We start from the raw sequence: 18,233 nt of genomic DNA on the forward strand, positions 1-18,233 counted from the left end.
CGGCATTGACTGAACGCCTAAGCCATAAACGAGAATGTTTATACAAAGATAAGATTACGTGCTCACAGTCACACTTATTTGTGCTTGAAAAGGCGGACTACACATATAAAAATACGGTCATCCGGCGAGCCGGACAGCCCACTCATCTCCCCGTGATTTGTAGTATACCGAGCTCCCTACAAGAAGAATTATAAAGAAAAACTAAGCTCAGGAAAAACATTTTCATAACGTTTTGTGCCTGAGCAAAGCGAAAGGAATGGATATAAAAATGAAAAAATATTTTTCGATTGGAGAAGCTGCAAAGGCAGTCCATACAACGACTGAAACGCTGCGCCATTACGACCGTATTGGATTGGTGAAGCCGGGCAAAAAAGACGAATGGACCAACTACCGCTATTATACCGAGCAGGATATTGTACGGTTGAATACCGTACGGGCCCTGCAGCTTATGGATCTGCCCTTGCAGGAGATAAAAAAGGTGCTGGAATATGACGATCTGGAAAAAATCATCGAATTTCTGGCACAGGCAGAGAAAAAGGCGGATGAAAAAATAGCTGCGCTCCAGTACAGTAAATCAAAAATCCAGCTGGCAAAAGCAGATTATGAAAGGAAGCTGCAGGGACAGCAGAAATTCCAGGGTACCTTTCTCAAGGATTATCCAGAGCGTGTGATTCTGCTCTCCGATACCCTGGAAAGGCCCACGCTTGATAATCTCTGGAATTATCTCAGCCATTTCTACAATAAGGTTACTCCCGCCTTAAAGGATCGGTTTTCCTTTGAGGATCTGGCCGGGATATACTCCGAGGCTGGGCTCACGAGGCTCTTTGCTGTCTGCATTCATTATGTGGATATAGACGGATTAAAAAGACTGCCAAAGGGAACCTATCTGTGTGCTTACTGCACAGAGGAAAACCGGGATCAGACGCTGCAGGAATTACTGCGCACAGCTCGAACAAAATATGACGCAGAACCGGCATTTTCGGTACAGCTCATTGTTGTATCCGGTATCCTGCAGTGGAATTATGAGGTACAGGTTTATATTGATAGATAGGGAAATAAAAAGGCGTTCCCTGTAAATCAAACTATGAAATGAAAAAAACTCCATGTAAATGAAAGAACCATTTACACAGAGCTTTTTTTCATTTCATAATTTTCAGATTCCAATGATTTCCGCTTACTTTTCTACAATCTCCAGCACATCCATCGGACAGGCCTTCACGCAGATACCGCAGGCGATACACTTGGATGCTGTGGGAGAAGTCTCCGCCTTCACCATCAGGCCGAACGGACAGGCCTCCACGCACTTGCCGCAGCCGGTACACAGCTTTTTATTTACCATGTAAACGCCCTTTGCGTTCTGTGTGATCGCGCCTGCCTCACAGGCCTCCGCACATTTTCCGCACTGGGGACATGCCAGCGGGCGTACGCTCTTCTTCTCCACGATCTGAATGCAGGCTTTGTCCGGATCGAACTCCTTATAGAAGCTCTCAGAGCATGCTCTGACACACTCCAGACATGCCATACAGGTAGATCCTTTTTTTACCATCAGTTTCTTCATTTTCTCTTTCCTCCAGCCTTTACTAAACATCTTTCGACGTTTTTTTCAGTTTACCATTAATGAAGGATTTTCTCAACAGTAAAATTTCGGCCAGAAGGACTCTGAGGGTTTTATCCCTTCGGCAGTGCCAGAGCCGCCAGCTGCTCCAGGACACTTCCCGCCCCATTCAGAGAGATCGAGCCCACACGATCGCAGATACGCTCCAGATACTCCAGCTCCTTTAATCGGTAAAGCACCTTGTTCTCCTCCATCAGCTTCGCTGTATTCAGAAGGCTTCTGGTGGAAGCCACCTCCTCTCTTCGCATGATTACGTTAGCTTGGGCTTTCTTCTCCGCCACCAACACCGTATTCATGATGTCGCGGATCTCGCCGGGCAGGATGATGTCCTTGATGCCTGTATTCAGAATCTCCACGCAGTATTCCTCCTGCACTCCCTGAATCTGCTTCATCAGGAAGCGTCCGATCTCCTCCTTCTGCGCAAGCAGCTCATCCAGACGGAAGCCGCCGATATACTCTCTGGCCAGCAGCTGAATCCGTGTATACAGAAGATTTGCCACATTGTCGGTCTTCTGTACCAGCTCCAGCGGTCTTGTGATGCGGTAACTGCACAGAATATTCAGGCGGACGCCCACCTTATCCGAGGTCAGAATCTCCTGGCCGGAGATCTCAAGCTGCTGTACCTTCAGGCTGTAAAGCTTCATGCTTACCTCATGAGCATAGATCCAGTAGAAATACGTCCCGGAGGAAAGCTGCTTCTCAAACCTTCCGTCTATGTACAGAAGCCCTGTCTCCCCCTCACCGACGGAAAGCCGCTTATAAAGGCGCGACGGGATCAGATGGCGATACATGGCAGGAACCTGTGCCTCTGTCATCTCCGTGCCCGTCACGTTGACAAGACGGATTTCATTCTTCTCAAACACATTCCAGTAAAGCGCCTCTCCCTCCATGATGACCTGCTTATAGACTCCGTTTACCAGGTGGAAGCCGATACAGTCATCCGGAATCTGGACCCGTACCACACGGGAGACAAAGTCCGGCTGCTCCATCAAAAGCTCTGTCGGAAGTCCCTTCGTATCCACCTTCCCCGTCATTTCCGTGATCTTTAGCTCCCATCCGGACATCGAAAGGATTCTGTACTTTCCTGCAAACAGGATTTTCTTTAGGATTCCATTTTTAAAAAGATAACCGCATTCCTGCGTCTTAATTACATACTTCATGTTCTTCTCTCCTTTTTCATGGAAGCGTGTCCGGGCTTTCCCACCCCGGAAACGGGGACAAAAGCCTTCCGGCGCTTTGGAAAAGAGAGGGCCCTTCCGCTTCCCAAAAAGCGAAGCGCTGTCTCTTCTCTTCCGCGCCGGTTCCCGGCTCTGTGCTGCCTTTTCCGCAGGCCGGGTCTCTGGCTGAAAAGCCGTTCTGCATAAGCCTCCCGGCTTTTTTCGCCAGTCCCCCGGGAACCGCCCTGAACACATACTCCCTCCATAGACTGCACTTTACAGGTGCACTGGTGACGGATTTGAACCGTCTGCTGCCATTTACGATTGCTTTTACCGCTTAGCTACCTGTCTCTCGCAGGGGAGGATTCGAACCTCCGTAACATCGTTGTTTCTCCGCTGTTTTCGGCATACCGGCGGCCTACCAGACTGCGGTACCGCCCAGGCAGAAAGCCTGAAGCCCCGGGAAAAAGCGGAATCTATTTCCACCGGAGTCCCCTGCTCCGGAAGAAAGCATTTCCCTTGTTCTTCGGACACGTCTCTCCAGGGTTGCCCTTCGGCGCGGGATAAGCTCTGCCGCATTATCCCTTGACCACGCCGATGGTGGAAAGCCTGCGGACCGGAACCACCAGATCCTTCTGGTTTTCCATCACGTGGTCAATATCCTTATAAGCGAACCGGCTTTCTTCTGCCACATCCTTTTTGTTCTTCTTTCCGAGAACCACACCCCGGTTCTTTAAATCCACCATGACCTCTTCACAGGTGAAGGCGTCCATGGCTCCCTTCCGGGAATACGCCCTGCCTGCTCCATGAGAGGAAGAGCAGAAGCTCTCCGGATTTCCAAGGCCCCGCACCACATAGCTGTAAGATCCCATGGCTCCGGGAATCACCGTCAACTCGTCTTTTCTGGCACGGACAGCTCCTTTGCGGTGTACCCACAGATTTTCCCCGCAGTGATGCTCCAGCGCCGCGTAGTTGTGATGACAGTTGATCTCCTCCTGATATTCCAGAGTAAGCTCCGTATATCTGCCTATCCATTTTTCCAGAACGGCTTTCACCGCCAGCATCATCTTCTCCCGGTTCTCGCGGGCAAATTCCATGGAAAGGTTCATCCAATTCAGATACTGACGTCCCTCCGGTGTGTCTGTGGGCAGGAAGGCCAGCTGGTACTCATCCGGAACCTGGCTGTACCAGCGCCGGTTCTGCTCTCTCGCCTTCTGGTGGAAATAATCGCAGACCGCCTTTCCAAAATGACGGCTTCCGGAATGAATCATCACAGACAGCAGCCCTTCCTCATCCTCCTGAAGCTCGATAAAATGATTCCCTCCGCCCAGCGTTCCAATCTGAAAATATCCCGCTTCCAGCTGTCCCAGAAGCTCTCCGTTCTCTTCATAAAGGAAAAATTCCTCCATCGCCCTGTCCAGCGTATAGCAGGGCATCGCTGTTTTGTGATGGGCAAAGCCCACAGGAATATTCCGGAGAATATCTCCCACGATCCCCTGTACCAGATTTCCGCTGCCTGTCATGGTCTCCTTCAGAACTGTCACAGGAATATTCGTCCTCACATAAGCCATGCCGCAGCCGATATCCACGCCCACCGCATTGGGGATTATGACGTCCTTTGCCGCAATGACGCCTCCTATGGGCATCCCCATTCCCGCATGGGTATCCGGCATCAGGCAGACCCAGCCTCTCAAGAAAGGAAGCTCTGTCAGATGATACGCCTGCTCTCTGCAGGAGGCCTCCAGCTCCTTCTCATTTTCCAGCCATATTTTTAAAGGGTATCGTCCCGTTTCATTCTGCAGTATAAACATTCTGTTTCTCTCCTTCCCTCTTCGCTGTACCTTTGTCATGACTCTATTATAGAAAAAGAAAATGGCAGAATCATCTAAAAAAAGATGCGAGGTTATTTTTCCCTTGCATCCCGATGGATTCTGCCTTATAATCGTTCTATATTTGAGTGTGAAAAAAATTGGGATTCTGCCATGCAGAATCCCGCGGGTGAGCACCTACCGGCAGTCAGGCTGATGTCTGGCTGTCTTTTATTGCCCGCCCCTTTACAGACAACAGGAGGTATCCATATGATTCACTACATCTGGCCCATTGCGCTGGTAGTCCTTGCAAACGTCATCTACAACATTTCAACCAAGTCCACTCCTGCGGGAGCCAATGCCTTTCTTTCTCTCGCAGTCACCTATCTGATCGCAGGTATCTGCGCCATCCTTCTGTACCTGCTGCAGGACGGGCACACGAAGCTCACTGCCGAGCTGTCAAAGCTCAACTGGACTTCTATTGCCCTGGGAATCAGTGTGGTCGCTCTGGAATTCGGCTACATCCACGTCTACCGCGCCGGCTGGACGGTAAACACCGCCTCGCTTGTGGCAAATATTGCCCTTGCCTGCGTGCTGGTTTTCGTGGGCTTTTTCCTGTACAAGGAAAGCCTGTCGATCCGGCAGATCATTGGCATAGGCGTCTGCGTCTTCGGTCTGTTCCTTATCAAATAGAGCAGGCCTGGCGTACAGCTTCAGGCTTCCGGCTTCAGCGGGCCATAAAAATAGGAAGCCGTGGCACCGCCATCGATCAGGAAATCCGCACCGGTAATAAAAGCGCCCTTCCGGCTCATCAGCAGCTCCGCCACATTCGCCACCTCATCCGCAGTGCCGGGGCGTCCTGCCGGACATTTGGCAAACATGTTCCTGTAAAAGTCTCCCCGGGGACCGTTGAACTCGTCCAGCGCCAGAGGCGTAACGATAATGCCCGGAGAAATCGAATTAATGCGGGCGCCTTTCTTCCCCCATTTCACCGACTCCGCCATCACGCGCTTCTCATTGCAGCGCTTGGCCAGCTGGTATGCGTGAAGCGTATCCCGGATATTTTCGAGCTGAAGGATGGAAAGCTTCAGGAGCTCTTCCGGCGGCGTACAGGCAAGCTGCTCGTCCTCTTCCGGCGTGAGCGCCGGCATCCTGTGGCCAGACTGGCTGGAAATGGTCACGCCCACACCGCCCGGAGCAATCACCTTTCCCACCTCTTCCAGGAGTACAGCAGTGCCATATAAATCCACCTTCAGAATCGCCTCGACCGGAGCCTGACTCGGCGACACGCCTGCTGCATTTACCAGCATTGTAACCGGCCCGTATTTCTGCCCTTCGGCAATCATGCTCTGAATCGATTCCCGGGAGGACAGGTCCATCTCCACCGCCTCCGTATCAAAGCCCGCTTCATTCATCATTCTGGAAACAGCCTCTGCATGCTCTGTTTTTTTGTCCCCTATCACGATTTTCATTCCATATCCCATGCGCCGGGCGATGGCCATGCCAATCTGTCCCGCCCCGGATAAAAGCATTACGTCTTTCATATGATAACCTTCCTTTCCTGTTTTCCCTGGTTTTTCTTTCCGGCTTTATTTTAGGGCTTGGGGTACTGCCTTTCAATCTGGATTTCTTTTGTTTCGGATAAGTTTTGCTTATATAAATATCCAGCATCAATGTACCAAGAAACAATACCCCTCTTGTACACTGCTGCTGTCCTTCTCAAGAAGCAAAAATTCATTGACATGATTACAGATCTTTGCTACATTAAAATTAAATGGAAATCTTTTCCTGTATCTCGGGAACTTTCTGGTTCCAACACATGGAAATTCTGGCATTTCGCCATCATTTTCACAGTTTCAAAAACAATAAAAACAGGCGGAAGCCGGAAAGCGAGGACTGAATGAGAGAAAAAAGAAAACCCTGCCGTAAACGCAGCCTGGAGGAACTGAACGTCATAGATGACTTTCTGATGAATGCAGCCGCATCAGACCCGGAAGGTGGTGCCGAATTCTGCAGGCTGCTGCTGTCCGCACTTCTGGAACGGAACATCACAGCCGTAACAGTAAATACCCAAAAAGTGCTTCCAGTTTATACACCGGAGTTGCACGGAATCCGAATGGATGTTGAAGTCAGGGAAGAGACAGAAACCATACTGAACATTTATGACATAGAACCCTGTCTCTACCATGCCGGCGTCGAAAATCTGGCAAAGCGCAACCGCTTTTACCAGGGAAAAATCGATAGCCGCTATCTGGCAGGCGGTGAAAAAGACTATTCACATCTGCCAAACCTGTATGTAATCATGATTCTGCCGTTTGATCCTTTTGGCAAAGACTATATGGTATACCGTTTTCGAAACAGATGCGAAGAACTGCCGGAACTTGACTATCCGGATGGTTTGCGGTACATTTACTTTAATACAAGAGGGAGAAAGGGCGGCAGTCCGGACATTCGTGAGATACTGGATTACCTCCAGAAAAGTACAGAGGAAAATGCAAAAACCGATACACTGCAGAATCTGCACCGTCATATCCAAAAAGTGAAGGTTCGTCCGGAGGTGAAGGAGGAATATATGCTGTTAGAAGAAAAAATCAACTACGAAAGGAACGACGCCAAGCGGGACCAGACCATAGACTATATTATTGATTTTCTGAAGGACTATGGTGAGCTCTCAGAGGAACTGTATCAGCGGATTGAAGCAGAAACAGATCCAGATACCTTAAAAAGATGGGTAAAGCTTGCAGCCCGCTGCGGCAGCCTGAACGCCTTCAGGGAACAAATGTAAAAAGAAAAAAGTATCCCTGCCGGAATCCTTACACTGCCAGAGTACAGGAGTTCCGCCGGGGATACTTTTCTGTTATTCATTTTTTCGTTTTTCCAAAAGCCTTTTGAGCGTATCTGCAAACTCCTCGATATAATAATTCGCCTGCTCCTTCCGCCAGAAAGCACAGTAATTGCGCATAATCTGACGATCTCCCTGATAGATCGGAAGCCTGCAGATGAAATCTCCGGCAGGCGGCAGAGTTCCCACGCTTTCTATGGGCAGAAAGCCCCTGCCGCTGACCACAAGCAGTCTTCCCTTTTCCAGGCTGTCCGCAAACAGATAATTCCCGCCAAATCCAAGTGTATTCTGGTAGTATTTCTGCTCTGCGCCCTGCTGCTCCCGGGAAGAGATAAGGATACAGGGCAACCGCTTTAGCTCCTCCAGCCGGACGGATTCCTTTCCGCTCAGAGGATTGCTCCGGGAGATCTCCGCATAGCAGCCGCACTGGGAATAAAAATATTCGCCTGCCGTAGTCACCGTAAACTTACGGTTCCTCCTGTGAAGCAGTTCCACGCCCAGCTCCTTTTCCAGCGTTCGGATCTGCTGGGAAATGGCTGACTGGGAAATATAGCACTGCTCTGCCGCCTCTGTAAAACTCCCACATTCAACGACGGCCGCAAAATATTTCATCTGTCTGAGCAGCATCCTCGTTTTCTCCTTTCATTCCCTCAACGAAACAGAGTAAATCATGTCTTTTTATTTTAGCACAAGGAGCCCTGTTTCGCCAGCAGAACGGTACGGAAAGACCGGTGTTCTCTGGCTGCCCAATTATTTGAATATCCGTCCCGGACTTGAGGAAAGCGGAAGAATATATTATAATTTTCTCAGCTTATTTGTTTTTTCACAATAAGGACAGGAATTCCGGTACAATGACTGGATCCCCACCCTTCGCCCACACTCCCTGCAGCACCAGCCATCCGCTGTGCACGTGCTTAGAACGATATAGACGAGCCAGTAGAAAGAATAATAAAAGACCTCATGAGCTATTCGCGGAGTATATCGGAACACTCCAAAACAAGACGCCAGAAAAGCGCAGCAGGACGCCAGGAAGCATACTCTGTTTATCCTGCACCGCAGCTTCCAGGAAAGCTTTTTCTGCGACGTGACATACCTGCTATACAGGTACGTGCCTGTTCCAAGAAAAATAGCCCGAATCACCCATATATCCATTTTCACATTCCTCCACACGCAGCTTCATGCCCTGTGCCAAACATGCTGCCGCTTACGGTATTACTGCTCAAAATATTTCAATTTCAGTATAGAACAGGCATATTGCCTGTACAATTAACAGACCGTTATTTCTCTGTAAATTCCATGTAAAGCAAGCCTCCGGCACGCAAAAACAGACATCCGGCCGCAGGCAGAATAAGACTACACAAGGAGCGCCCCATGTCTGATTTTCAGGAATTAATCAAAAACTTTGACCGCGTCCGAGACTATATGCGCCAGTTCTTTCTCTACGGCTTCAAGGTCCGCGGCGAATTTGCCGCAAAAAGCGGCCGGACCTACGACAATGAGCGCCGGAGAATCGAGAATTATCTGGCTGATTATATCCATTCCGATTACACATCCAAGGGAAAACAGGTCTCCATCCGTATGGACAGTAAGCAGATCCTTTCCAATCCCCTGTACGCCGCCTGGAAATCCAAGAGCTTCACAGACCGGGATCTGCTGCTTCACTTCTTCCTGCTGGACCTGCTCTCCGATGGAAACGCGCGGACGGTGCCGGAGCTTGGCGACGCCATCTCTCTTCACTATGGGGAAGAACTGGACTCTCAGATTATCCGGCTGAAATGCAGGGAGTACGAAAAGCTGGGCATCCTGCTTTCCCGGAAAGCAGGAAAATCTCTCGCCTACCGGCTGGCGCCTCCGCTGCGCCTGGAAGAAGCGCCTCTTTATGACACACTTCTGAATGCTGTAAAATTCAGCTCGGAGACAGCGCCCTTTGGCTTTACAGGCAGCACCATTCTGGACCGGGAATTTCTCTCCAACGATCTGTTCTGCTGGAAGCACTATTTTATGGTACACACGCTGGAGGACGAAGTGCTTCTGACGATACTTACAGCCATGCGGGAACACCGTTTCCTTTCTTTTGAAAATCACAGCACCCGTTCCGGCAAATCCGTTGTTCTGGAGGGACTTCCGCTTCAGATTTTTGTGAGCACCCAGACCGGCAGACGTTATCTCTGCGTCTATTTTGCCCCGAAGCGGCGCTTCAACTGCCTGCGCCTGGACTGCATCTTCAAACCAAAGCTTCTTGCCGTCTGCCCGGAATATGAACGTTACAGAGAAAAGCTCCGGCAGAACCTTCCCCATTGCTGGGGCGTATCCTTCGGAGGCAGAAGCCGTATGGAGACCCTGTCCATGAAGCTGTACATAAAGGAAGCCTGTGAAGGTCATATCATCGGACGCCTGCAGCGGGAAGGACGCGGCGGGGAGCTCCTGCGCATCCGCGAAAATGTCTGGCTTTACACAGGAAGCTTTTTTGACACCAATGAGATGCTGCCCTGGATCAAATCCTTTACAGGCCGGATTCTTGATCTGCAGTGCACCAATCAGGCCGTGCTGGACAAGGTGACGGCCGATCTGGAAGCCATGTATCAGATGTACGGAAAGGAGGAGGAAGATGATGCCGCAGAAAGAAACCATTGAAAATTTATCTTTATTTGAAGAAATATACGGCTCCTATTTTCAGGCGGTGCGAAGTGTCCTGGAGCATGCCTCCTTCACCCCGCTTTCGCTGCAGGACATGTATGGGCTTGTCCGCTCCTGCGCCTTTGAAGAAAGTGCTTCCGGCATAGTCCCGAAGCTCACAGACGGCCCCTGGTCCTCCCTTCTTGAAAAAACAGGGGAGAAGACCTGGGAAAGCAGGCTGAAATCCTCTTCTCTGAAGCCGCCTCTGACCACCCTCCAGAAATCCTGGCTCAAGGCCCTTCTCTCAGACAGACGCTTCCGCCTCTTTTTCACAGAGGAACAGCTGGAAAGGCTTTCTGAAGATCTGCAGGAAATTCCGGCGCTCTATGAGCAGTCTGACTTCCATTACTTTGACCAGTATGCAGACGGCGATCCCTATGAGGCAAATGAATACCGCGCTGTGTTTCAGACCGTTTTAAATGCCCTGACCGAAAACAAAGCGCTCTTTGCCGCCTACGAGGGTGGAAAAGGGAACTCCATGACGCTGGAGGTTCTGCCCTGCCGTCTTCAGTATTCCCAGAAGGACGACAAATTCCGCCTTCTGTCCGTCAGCTTCCGCCGTGGCCGGATCGGTTCTCCCACCATACTGAATCTTGGCCGCATAAAGGCCTGCCATCTGTCCCGGACTCCGGTACCGGAGCGCTTCGATCGGAACCGTTTTATTCTATCAGAGCAGCAAAATGAACCGGTACGCATCCGCATCGAAAACAAGCGAAACGCTCTGGAACGGTGCATGCTCCATTTCGCCAATTACGAAAAGCAAACTGTTTATGAGCCTGACACGGACACCTGGCTGTGTTCCCTTTTCTATGATCCATCGGATGAAACAGAACTTCTGATCGAACTGCTTTCCTTCGGCCCGGTCATCCGGATTCTCGGTCCGGAAAGCTTTCTTAAGCAGGTGCGCGAACGGGTAAAGCGGCAGCATGAGCTGTTTTACGGCGCTGTTCAGGATACTCAGGATTCCTTTTAATAAAGCTGTAAAAAATTATCAAAGCAACAAACAACTGCCAGTGTATTCGCCTGATTTTTTCACATAATAACTCCTGTAACAAACAACAACAAACGGCAGACAGCCGCCTTTTCCATTCAACTTCAAGGCAAATTATTTTCTGTCTGCAGTAAGGAGGAGTTTATTATGTCCAGTAGATCATCTAACACCGCAGCAGTCCCGGAGGCAAAGGGCGCACTTGACAAGTTCAAGTACGAGGTAGCCAGTGAGCTTGGCGTACCCCTGACCGACGGCTACAACGGAAACCTGACTTCCAAGCAGAACGGCTCCGTTGGCGGCTATATGGTTAAGAAAATGATCGAGGCCCAGGAGAGACAGATGGCCGGCAAATAAGCCCGGACCGTTTATCCTGAAACGAAAATGAAGTCAAACACCCCGCAGCGAGCTGATGGGGAATAAAAAAGAAAACGCGGCTTCCGGTTCATCCTGCCGGGCCGCGTTTTCTTTTTTGTGTTATGCGTTCTGTCCCTGAATTTTTTCATTCAGTTCCGTCAGATACATCCACCGCTCCATCTTTTCTTCCAAAGCAGCTTCCAAGCCCTCCTTCTCAGCCATGAGCTGATTCAGTTTAATAAAATCATGAGCTGACGCCTCGATATCTTTATCCAATGCCGCAATTTTCTCTTCCAGAGCCGCGATGTCATCCTCTATGGTTTCAAACTCCTTCTGCTCTTTATAGGTGAATTTCAGCTTCTTTTCGCCCTTGTCCCAGGTGGGCTTTCCGCCGCCATTTCCTTTCCCGGAAGCCTTGTCGCCGGCGCCCCGTCCGCCGGAGGCTTTCTGCCTGCCGCCTTCTCTGCCTTCGAAGTCTGCTCCCGAACTCTCCGCCTGTTCCCTCTTTCTGGCTTCCAGATAATCTGTGTAACCGCCCTCATACTGGCGGAAATGTCCGTCTCCGTCAAAGGCGAAAATCCGGTCCACCGTGTTGTCCAGGAAATACCTGTCATGGGACACAAGAATGACGATTCCCACAAAAGAATTCAGATAGTCCTCCAGAATGGCCAGAGTCGGAATATCCAGTTCGTTGCTGACTTCGTCCATCACAAGCACATTGGGGCCGGTCTGCAGAACACTCAAAAGATACAGGCGGCGCTTCTCGCCGCCGGAGAGCTTTCCGATGGGATTGTACTGCATGTCCGGCGTGAAAAGGAACCGCTCCAGCATCTGGGATGCCGAAATCCGGCCGTCCCGAGTGGGAATGTACTCGGCGATATCCTTCACATAATCGATGACTCTCTGATCCTCGTCCATCTCCGGGATTTCCTGAGCGAAATATCCCAGACGGATAGTCTCTCCCAGCTCTACGTTTCCGCTGTCCGGCTCAATCTGTCCCGCAATCATTTTAAGCAGCGTGGATTTCCCGCAGCCGTTGGGACCCACGAAGGCCACGGTCTGGTTCTTCAGAAAGATATAGGAGAAATCCTCCACAAGCTTCCGGTCTCCATAGCTCTTGGATATCCCGTGAAGCTCTACGGTTTTCTTCCCCATGCGGGTCTCCACAGAATCCAGTTCCACAGACTTGTCAAATTCAGGCGCCCGTCCCTCCTTTAGAGCCTCCAGACGCTCGAGCCTTGCCCTCTGCTTGGTGCTTCTGGCCCGGCAGCCCCGGGCCGCCCAGGAGAGCTCGATGCGCAGGATGCTCTGGCGCTTCCGCTCTGCGGCCAGCTCTATCTCCTCCCTCTGGCTTTTCAGCTCCAGAAAACGGGAATAATTGGCTTCATAGCTATACAGCCTTCCTCTGCTGATCTCCAGTATCCGGTTTGTCACCTGATCGAGAAAATACCGATCATGAGTCACGAGGATCACCGTTCCCCGGTACCGGCGCAGATACTGTTCCAGCCATCTAATCATATCCTCGTCCAGATGGTTGGTGGGCTCATCCAGAATCAGTACGTCTGAGGGAACCAGCAGGGTCCGCGCCAGCGCGGCCCGCTTCTTCTGTCCCCCGGACAGGCTGCCAAGCTTCGCCCCATGCTCTGTGATACCCAGAGTATTCAGCATGCTTTTTGCCTCATTATCCGCATCCCATTCCTCCTGGCGAATCGCCGAGGCTGCATAGGAAAGCACAGTCTCCTCTGCCGGGAAATCGCTGTTCTGGGACAGAACCGCCAGTTTCAGCCCATTCTGCCGGATGACCTGCCCCCTGTCCGGCTCCTCCTCCCCGGAGATAATCCGAAGAAGCGTGGTCTTACCCGTACCGTTAATCCCGATGATTCCCACCTTTTCGCCTTCCTGAATGCCGCAGGAGATATCATCAAAGATCCATTTATCCCCGTACAGCTTACTTACGTGCTCTATATTTAAAATATTCATATGCCTAAAAACTCCTCTTCTGTCTGACGCAGACCGCGCTGCCTGACTGCAGATTCTTTCGCTTTGCGGCAGGATTCTTTCGCCGCCCGGCAGCCGCGCCTTTACAGGCTCATCCGCCGCAGCCCTTCATCCCGGTACTTAAGAAGCCTCTTCTTTAAAGCCTGGTGTTCCAAAAGCTCCAGATCCGGATCCTGCCGCTTCAGTTTTGCCGCCTCTTCGCTGGCTGCCTGCAGAATCCTCGCGTCTGTAAAAATATCTCCGATCTTAAATTCCAGAAGACCGCTCTGCCGGACTCCAAACAGATCGCCGGGCCCCCGGAGCTTCAAATCCTCGGACGCGATATAAAAGCCGTCGTTGGATTTGTTCAGGATTTCCAGCCGCTTTCTGGTATCCTTGTTATCCGTGCCGCTGATAAAAATACAGTAGGACTGATATTTTCCGCGGCCTACCCGCCCGCGGAGCTGATGCAGCTGGGCAAGGCCGAAGCGCTCCGCGTTTTCCACCATCATGACTGTGGCGTTCGGCACGTTGACGCCCACCTCTATCACCGTAGTAGAGACCAGAATCTGAATTTCCCCGGCAGCAAACCGTTCCATGATTTCATTTTTCTGGGCAGGCTTCATCTTCCCATGAAGATATTCGATGGTGATAGACGGATTCAGATTCTCTTTCAGCTTCTTTGTGTAATCCACCACATTCTCTATCTCAAGCTCCGGATTTTCCTCTACCATCGGACAAATCACATAGGCTTGTCTGCCTGCGGCTGTCTCCTTTTCCAGAAACCGGTAAGCGTTTGGCCGCCAGGATTCATCCACCACACAGTTTTTGATGGGAAGGCGGCCCACCGGCATCTCATCAATCACAGACACATCCAAATCTCCATAGACAATGATCGCCAGCGTCCGTGGAATCGGCGTGGCGCTCATCACCAGCACATGGGGATGCTGCCCTTTGTCTGCAAGCGTCTCTCTCTGGCGGACACCGAAACGGTGCTGTTCGTCCGTCACTACAAGGCCCAGCCGGTGAAACTGAACCTTTTCCTGAATCAGCGCGTGAGTGCCGATGACAAGCTTTGCCTCCCCGCTCTCAATTCGGGCATAGGCCTCCCTCTTCTCTTTCGCTGTCATGGAACCTGTAAGGAGAACCGTTTCCACCTTTTCCTCCAGCCCGCAGTTCTCCAGCAGCTCCGCCACAGACTGGGCATGCTGCCTGGCAAGCACTTCGGTGGGGGCCATCAGCGCTCCCTGGTATCCGTTTTCCGCCGCCGCAAGCAGGGCCAGCACTGCTACCACGGTCTTCCCGGAGCCCACGTCTCCCTGGACCAGCCGGTTCATGACCGTCTCGCCGGACAGATCCGACTGAATCTCCTGCCAGACGCGCTGCTGGGCTCCTGTCAGCGCATAGGGCAGGGATTGAAGCAGGCACTCCGTCCATTCTCCCGCACGAATCGGACATCCATTCTTTTCTCCTTCCGTCTGCTCCTTCATCTGCCGCAGAGCCAGAATAAAGAGAAAGAACTCGTCAAAAACCAGGCGTTTCCGCGCCAGCAGCAAATCCTCCTGCCGAACCGGAAAGTGTATGGCCCGAAGGGCAAAATTATACTCTGCCAGCTCCTGATCGCTCCGGATCTGGGCAGGCAGATATTCCGAATCCAGCTGCAGCTCATCAAGGGCCTGGCGGACTGCCTTGGTAACCGTCTTGTTGGAAAGGCCTGCAGTCAGCCCATAAATGGGCTGCATCGTATCCAGCAGCGCTTCATAATCCGCCGGGGTATAGAGATCCGGCTGCTCCATCACCAGCCGGCCCTTTTTCTTCTGGACTCTTCCACGGAAGATATAGGTGCCGCCCGGCACAATACTGTTGCGGAGAAAAGGCATGTTGAACCAGCTCAAATGCAGATAGGCTCCGAACTCCTCCAGCGTCAGGGTCGTCACTGTGAGCCTGCTCATCCTTTTCGTATCCGGCGCCCTGTGCACAAAGCCTGACACCGCCTGCACCCGGTCAGGCTCCAGATTTGCAAAGGTCACCGGTTTTTCATAAATGTCATAAGCTCTTGGATAATAAGACAAGAGCTCTCCCACCGTGTCTACACCGACACGGTGAAAGAGCGCAGCCGTCTTTTCTCCAACGCCCTTCAGGGCTGTAATTGGGGAAGCTGTATTCATTTCACACTCCTGTGAAGGAAATCATTCTACAGATGCCACATAATAATAGATAGGCTGGCCGCCGAAATGTACCTCAATATCACAGTCAGGATATTTCTCTCCAAGACTTGCTCCCAGGGCCGAGGCATCTTCCTTCGTCACATCTGCTCCATAATAAATGCTGATCAGCTCAGAATCCTCGTCTACCAGCTCCGCGAACATGGCGAGGGTTGTCTCTGCCACATCCTTTCCGACAGACAGAATCGCGTGATCCCCGATTCCCATGATGTCGCCCTCTTTGATCTCCTTGTCATCAATATGCGTATCACGCACCGCATAGGTCACCTGTCCGGTCTTTACATTTCCGATCTCCTCGGACATGCGGGCCTCGTTTTCTTCCACAGAGGAATCCGGCATATAGTTGATCATGGCCGTAATTCCCTGCGGAACGGTCTTTGTCGGAATCACAATGATATCCTTATCCTTGCAGAGAGCCTTCGCCTGGTTGGCCGCAAGAATGATGTTCTTATTGTTCGGCAGAATGAAGATGTGGTCTGCATTCACCTGTTCGATCGCATTCAGCATGTCCTCCGTACTCGGATTCATAGTCTGGCCGCCCTCAATCAGATAATCCACGCCAAGTCCCCGGAAGATCTCGCCGATTCCATCGCCAATGGACACGGAAATAAAGCCCATCTCCTTGCGGGGCTCCTCCTTTTTGGCCTCCGCCTGCTGAGCCGCAATTTTCGAAGCCTCCTTGATAAGCTTCTCCTCATGCTCCTCGCGCATATTGTCAATCTTCAGGCGTGACAGGGAGCCAAGCTCCAGCGCGCGCTCAATAGCCTGACCGGGATGATTCGTATGTACGTGAATCTTTACGATATCATCATCCGCCACGCATACGATCGAATCGCCGATAGACTCCAGGAAAGCCTTAAACTCGTTTTCCGTCTTCGCGTCAAAGCTTTTATCCAGCATAATAATAAACTCCGTGCAGTACCCGAACTTGATGTCGGCCTCTGTCTGGGCGCTCGGCTTCACAGGAGCGCTTTTCGGCTGCTCAAAGGTATAATCCACCTCTTTGCCGAGGAACGCGTCATAGGCGCCTTTCAGCACCTCAACCAGTCCCTGTCCGCCTGAATCTACGACCCCTGCCTCCTTCAGCACAGGCAGAAGCTCCGGCGTCGTAGCCAGCACACGCTCAGCCTCCGCGATCACCTCAGAGCACAGCACATCCAGATCATCTGTCTCCGCAGCCAGCTCCGCCGCCTTTTCAGCAGCTCCCCTTGCCACAGTCAGAATCGTACCCTCCTTCGGCTTCATAACCGCCTTGTAAGCTGTCTCTACCGCCTTCTGAAAGGCATTGGCCAGGATCTGTGCGTCCAGAACCTCATAATTACGAATCACCTTTGTAAAGCCGCGCAGAAGCTGTGACAGGATGACGCCTGAATTTCCGCGGGCTCCCCTTAAAGAGCCGGAGGAAATCGCCTTCGCCACTGTCTCCATTGTTCGTTCGGACAGATTGTTCACCTCAGAAGCCGCCGACATGATCGTAAGCGTCATATTTGTACCCGTATCGCCGTCCGGCACCGGGAATACATTCAGTTCGTTGATCCATTCCTTTTTCGCTTCCAGGTTCTTGGCTCCGGCCAGGAACATCTTTGTCAGCATTTCTACATCTATTGTTTTCATAACTTCCAAAAACTCCTCCTGCAATTAGTCTATTACCCGCACACCTTCTACAAAGATGTTGATTTTTTCAATCGTCATTCCGGTGAACTCCTCCACCTTGTATTTCACGTTGCTGATCAGATTATCAGACACAGCTGAAATGCTGACGCCATAAGACACGATCACATGAAATGAAAGCGTGATCTTGTTGTCGTGAATCTGTACGTTTACTCCGCGGGTCAGATTGTCTCTTTTGAGAAGCTTTACAAGTCCATCTTTGACATTTACCATGGCCATGCCCACGATACCGAAACATTCCACTGCTACAGAACCTGCATATCTGGCAATAACTTCCGGGTCGATCATGACAGCGCCCATCTGCGTATTCATAAGTCCCTTCATTATGATTACCTCCACTTTTATTTTTATTACGAAAAAGCTGTGCATTTGAAATCAGGGCACACTTTCCCCAGTACTGATGTTATTATAACCCGTTTCCCTGGAAAATTAAAGCCATTTTTCACAGTTTGTCCAGATTCTTAAAAAACGTCACGATTTTAAAAATTATGCTTGCAAAATATAGTGGTTTCTGCTAAAATAACCTGTGTTGCGAGTCTATATGCAGTGTGCAGGGACTCATTATCGGTCAAGAGGAGGTGCAAACATGGCTAAATGTGCAATCTGTGAAAAAGGCGCTCATTTCGGAAACAATGTAAGCCATTCACATAGACGTTCCAATAAGATGTGGAAATCCAATGTCAAGTCTGTAAAGGTAAAGGTTGGCGCCGGCGCCAGAAAGATGTATGTATGTACATCCTGTCTGAAGTCCGGTAAGGTTGAAAGAGCATAAGATTTGAGAATAACAGCGGGGCTGCTGCCGGTTATCTGGTGTGCTACCCGTCAAGAGGACAATGAAAAACAATAAATTTTTCTCCGTCAGCCGATACACGGCTGGCGGTATTTTTATGCTGCCTGTAATGTAAATTCATGAAATG

The 18,233-nt window shown here is 50.9% G+C and carries 16 protein-coding genes; 7 read left to right on the forward strand and 9 right to left on the reverse strand.

Annotated elements, in window-relative coordinates; all coding sequences use genetic code 11:
- Positions 1-268: 268 nt before the first annotated feature.
- Positions 269-1,051, forward strand: a complete 783-nt coding sequence (locus tag B5E77_RS16030; protein WP_162609729.1) for a MerR family transcriptional regulator — start codon at positions 269-271, stop codon at positions 1,049-1,051.
- Positions 1,052-1,174: 123 nt separating this feature from the next.
- On the opposite strand, the gene B5E77_RS16035 is transcribed toward B5E77_RS16030, so the two are convergent.
- The 3 genes from B5E77_RS16035 to B5E77_RS16050 form a co-directional block, all read right to left on the reverse strand.
- Positions 1,175-1,558: a 4Fe-4S binding protein gene (locus B5E77_RS16035; protein ID WP_087166373.1), complete on the reverse strand. Its 384-nt coding sequence runs from the start codon at positions 1,556-1,558 to the stop codon at positions 1,175-1,177.
- Between the two features lie 110 nt (positions 1,559-1,668).
- Positions 1,669-2,775, reverse strand: a complete 1,107-nt coding sequence (locus B5E77_RS16040; protein WP_087166374.1) for a slipin family protein — start codon at positions 2,773-2,775, stop codon at positions 1,669-1,671.
- A gap of 575 nt (positions 2,776-3,350) precedes the next feature.
- The gene (locus B5E77_RS16050; protein ID WP_087166376.1) at positions 3,351-4,583 is read right to left on the reverse strand and encodes an RtcB family protein; all 1,233 of its coding nucleotides are present in this window, start codon (positions 4,581-4,583) and stop codon (positions 3,351-3,353) included.
- A 267-nt stretch (positions 4,584-4,850) separates the two neighbouring features.
- Here B5E77_RS16050 and B5E77_RS16055 point away from each other — a divergent pair, with 267 nt between their 5' ends.
- Complete coding sequence (locus B5E77_RS16055) at positions 4,851-5,273, forward strand: EamA family transporter (RefSeq protein WP_087166377.1); 423 nt, start codon at positions 4,851-4,853, stop codon at positions 5,271-5,273.
- A gap of 20 nt (positions 5,274-5,293) precedes the next feature.
- Here the strand turns inward: B5E77_RS16055 and B5E77_RS16060 are convergent, their stop codons facing one another.
- On the reverse strand, positions 5,294-6,124 hold the full coding sequence (locus B5E77_RS16060; protein ID WP_087166378.1) for an SDR family oxidoreductase: 831 nt from the start codon (positions 6,122-6,124) through the stop codon (positions 5,294-5,296).
- A gap of 356 nt (positions 6,125-6,480) precedes the next feature.
- Here B5E77_RS16060 and B5E77_RS16065 point away from each other — a divergent pair, with 356 nt between their 5' ends.
- Positions 6,481-7,365 carry a hypothetical protein gene (locus tag B5E77_RS16065; protein ID WP_087166379.1) on the forward strand — a complete coding sequence of 295 codons (885 nt, stop codon included), beginning with the start codon at positions 6,481-6,483 and terminating at the stop codon, positions 7,363-7,365.
- Between the two features lie 72 nt (positions 7,366-7,437).
- Here the strand turns inward: B5E77_RS16065 and B5E77_RS16070 are convergent, their stop codons facing one another.
- Complete coding sequence (locus B5E77_RS16070; protein WP_087166380.1) at positions 7,438-8,049, reverse strand: LysR family transcriptional regulator; 612 nt, start codon at positions 8,047-8,049, stop codon at positions 7,438-7,440.
- Positions 8,050-8,793: 744 nt separating this feature from the next.
- Between B5E77_RS16070 and B5E77_RS16075 the strand changes: the two genes are divergently transcribed.
- From B5E77_RS16075 to B5E77_RS16085, 3 genes are all read left to right on the forward strand, one after another.
- Positions 8,794-10,056, forward strand: coding sequence for a WYL domain-containing protein (locus B5E77_RS16075; RefSeq protein WP_087166381.1), 1,263 nt, complete (start codon positions 8,794-8,796; stop codon positions 10,054-10,056).
- Positions 10,031-11,071 carry a WYL domain-containing protein gene (locus tag B5E77_RS16080; RefSeq protein WP_242963788.1) on the forward strand — a complete coding sequence of 347 codons (1,041 nt, stop codon included), beginning with the start codon at positions 10,031-10,033 and terminating at the stop codon, positions 11,069-11,071. The genes B5E77_RS16075 and B5E77_RS16080 overlap by 26 nt, the downstream gene beginning before the upstream one ends.
- A gap of 165 nt (positions 11,072-11,236) precedes the next feature.
- Positions 11,237-11,443: an alpha/beta-type small acid-soluble spore protein gene (locus B5E77_RS16085; RefSeq protein ID WP_087166382.1), complete on the forward strand. Its 207-nt coding sequence runs from the start codon at positions 11,237-11,239 to the stop codon at positions 11,441-11,443.
- A gap of 120 nt (positions 11,444-11,563) precedes the next feature.
- On the opposite strand, the gene B5E77_RS16090 is transcribed toward B5E77_RS16085, so the two are convergent.
- The 4 genes from B5E77_RS16090 to B5E77_RS16105 all read right to left on the reverse strand — a co-directional run bounded on the left by B5E77_RS16090 (position 11,564) and on the right by B5E77_RS16105 (position 17,640).
- Positions 11,564-13,423: an ABC-F family ATP-binding cassette domain-containing protein gene (locus tag B5E77_RS16090; protein WP_087166383.1), complete on the reverse strand. Its 1,860-nt coding sequence runs from the start codon at positions 13,421-13,423 to the stop codon at positions 11,564-11,566.
- A 101-nt stretch (positions 13,424-13,524) separates the two neighbouring features.
- Complete coding sequence (recG, locus tag B5E77_RS16095) at positions 13,525-15,588, reverse strand: ATP-dependent DNA helicase RecG (RefSeq protein ID WP_087166384.1); 2,064 nt, start codon at positions 15,586-15,588, stop codon at positions 13,525-13,527.
- A gap of 21 nt (positions 15,589-15,609) precedes the next feature.
- Positions 15,610-17,259: a DAK2 domain-containing protein gene (locus B5E77_RS16100; RefSeq protein WP_242963790.1), complete on the reverse strand. Its 1,650-nt coding sequence runs from the start codon at positions 17,257-17,259 to the stop codon at positions 15,610-15,612.
- A gap of 24 nt (positions 17,260-17,283) precedes the next feature.
- Positions 17,284-17,640 carry an Asp23/Gls24 family envelope stress response protein gene (locus B5E77_RS16105; RefSeq protein ID WP_087166385.1) on the reverse strand — a complete coding sequence of 119 codons (357 nt, stop codon included), beginning with the start codon at positions 17,638-17,640 and terminating at the stop codon, positions 17,284-17,286.
- A 262-nt stretch (positions 17,641-17,902) separates the two neighbouring features.
- Here B5E77_RS16105 and rpmB point away from each other — a divergent pair, with 262 nt between their 5' ends.
- On the forward strand, positions 17,903-18,088 hold the full coding sequence (gene rpmB / locus B5E77_RS16110) for a 50S ribosomal protein L28 (RefSeq protein WP_087166386.1): 186 nt from the start codon (positions 17,903-17,905) through the stop codon (positions 18,086-18,088).
- The last annotated feature ends 145 nt before the right edge of the window (positions 18,089-18,233 follow it).

Origin of the sequence: Lachnoclostridium sp. An131 (assembly GCF_002160825.1) — a bacterium.
GTDB lineage: Bacteria > Bacillota > Clostridia > Lachnospirales > Lachnospiraceae > Laedolimicola.

Bases quoted from the DNA above. Each gene is read 5' to 3' on its own strand.
- B5E77_RS16105 (WP_087166385.1), bottom strand. From the start codon at position 17,640: ATGAAGGGACTTATGAATACGCAGATGGGCGCTGTCATGATCGACCCG.
- B5E77_RS16085 (WP_087166382.1), top strand. From the start codon at position 11,237: ATGTCCAGTAGATCATCTAACACCGCAGCAGTCCCGGAGGCAAAGGGC.
- B5E77_RS16090 (WP_087166383.1), bottom strand. From the start codon at position 13,423: ATGAATATTTTAAATATAGAGCACGTAAGTAAGCTGTACGGGGATAAA.
- B5E77_RS16060 (WP_087166378.1), bottom strand. From the start codon at position 6,124: ATGAAAGACGTAATGCTTTTATCCGGGGCGGGACAGATTGGCATGGCC.
- B5E77_RS16100 (WP_242963790.1), bottom strand. From the start codon at position 17,259: ATGAAAACAATAGATGTAGAAATGCTGACAAAGATGTTCCTGGCCGGA.
- B5E77_RS16070 (WP_087166380.1), bottom strand. From the start codon at position 8,049: ATGCTGCTCAGACAGATGAAATATTTTGCGGCCGTCGTTGAATGTGGG.
- B5E77_RS16050 (WP_087166376.1), bottom strand. From the start codon at position 4,583: ATGTTTATACTGCAGAATGAAACGGGACGATACCCTTTAAAAATATGG.
- B5E77_RS16035 (WP_087166373.1), bottom strand. From the start codon at position 1,558: ATGAAGAAACTGATGGTAAAAAAAGGATCTACCTGTATGGCATGTCTG.
- B5E77_RS16040 (WP_087166374.1), bottom strand. From the start codon at position 2,775: ATGAAGTATGTAATTAAGACGCAGGAATGCGGTTATCTTTTTAAAAAT.
- B5E77_RS16080 (WP_242963788.1), top strand. From the start codon at position 10,031: ATGATGCCGCAGAAAGAAACCATTGAAAATTTATCTTTATTTGAAGAA.
- B5E77_RS16055 (WP_087166377.1), top strand. From the start codon at position 4,851: ATGATTCACTACATCTGGCCCATTGCGCTGGTAGTCCTTGCAAACGTC.
- B5E77_RS16065 (WP_087166379.1), top strand. From the start codon at position 6,481: ATGAGAGAAAAAAGAAAACCCTGCCGTAAACGCAGCCTGGAGGAACTG.
- recG (WP_087166384.1), bottom strand. From the start codon at position 15,588: ATGAATACAGCTTCCCCAATTACAGCCCTGAAGGGCGTTGGAGAAAAG.
- rpmB (WP_087166386.1), top strand. From the start codon at position 17,903: ATGGCTAAATGTGCAATCTGTGAAAAAGGCGCTCATTTCGGAAACAAT.
- B5E77_RS16030 (WP_162609729.1), top strand. From the start codon at position 269: ATGAAAAAATATTTTTCGATTGGAGAAGCTGCAAAGGCAGTCCATACA.
- B5E77_RS16075 (WP_087166381.1), top strand. From the start codon at position 8,794: ATGTCTGATTTTCAGGAATTAATCAAAAACTTTGACCGCGTCCGAGAC.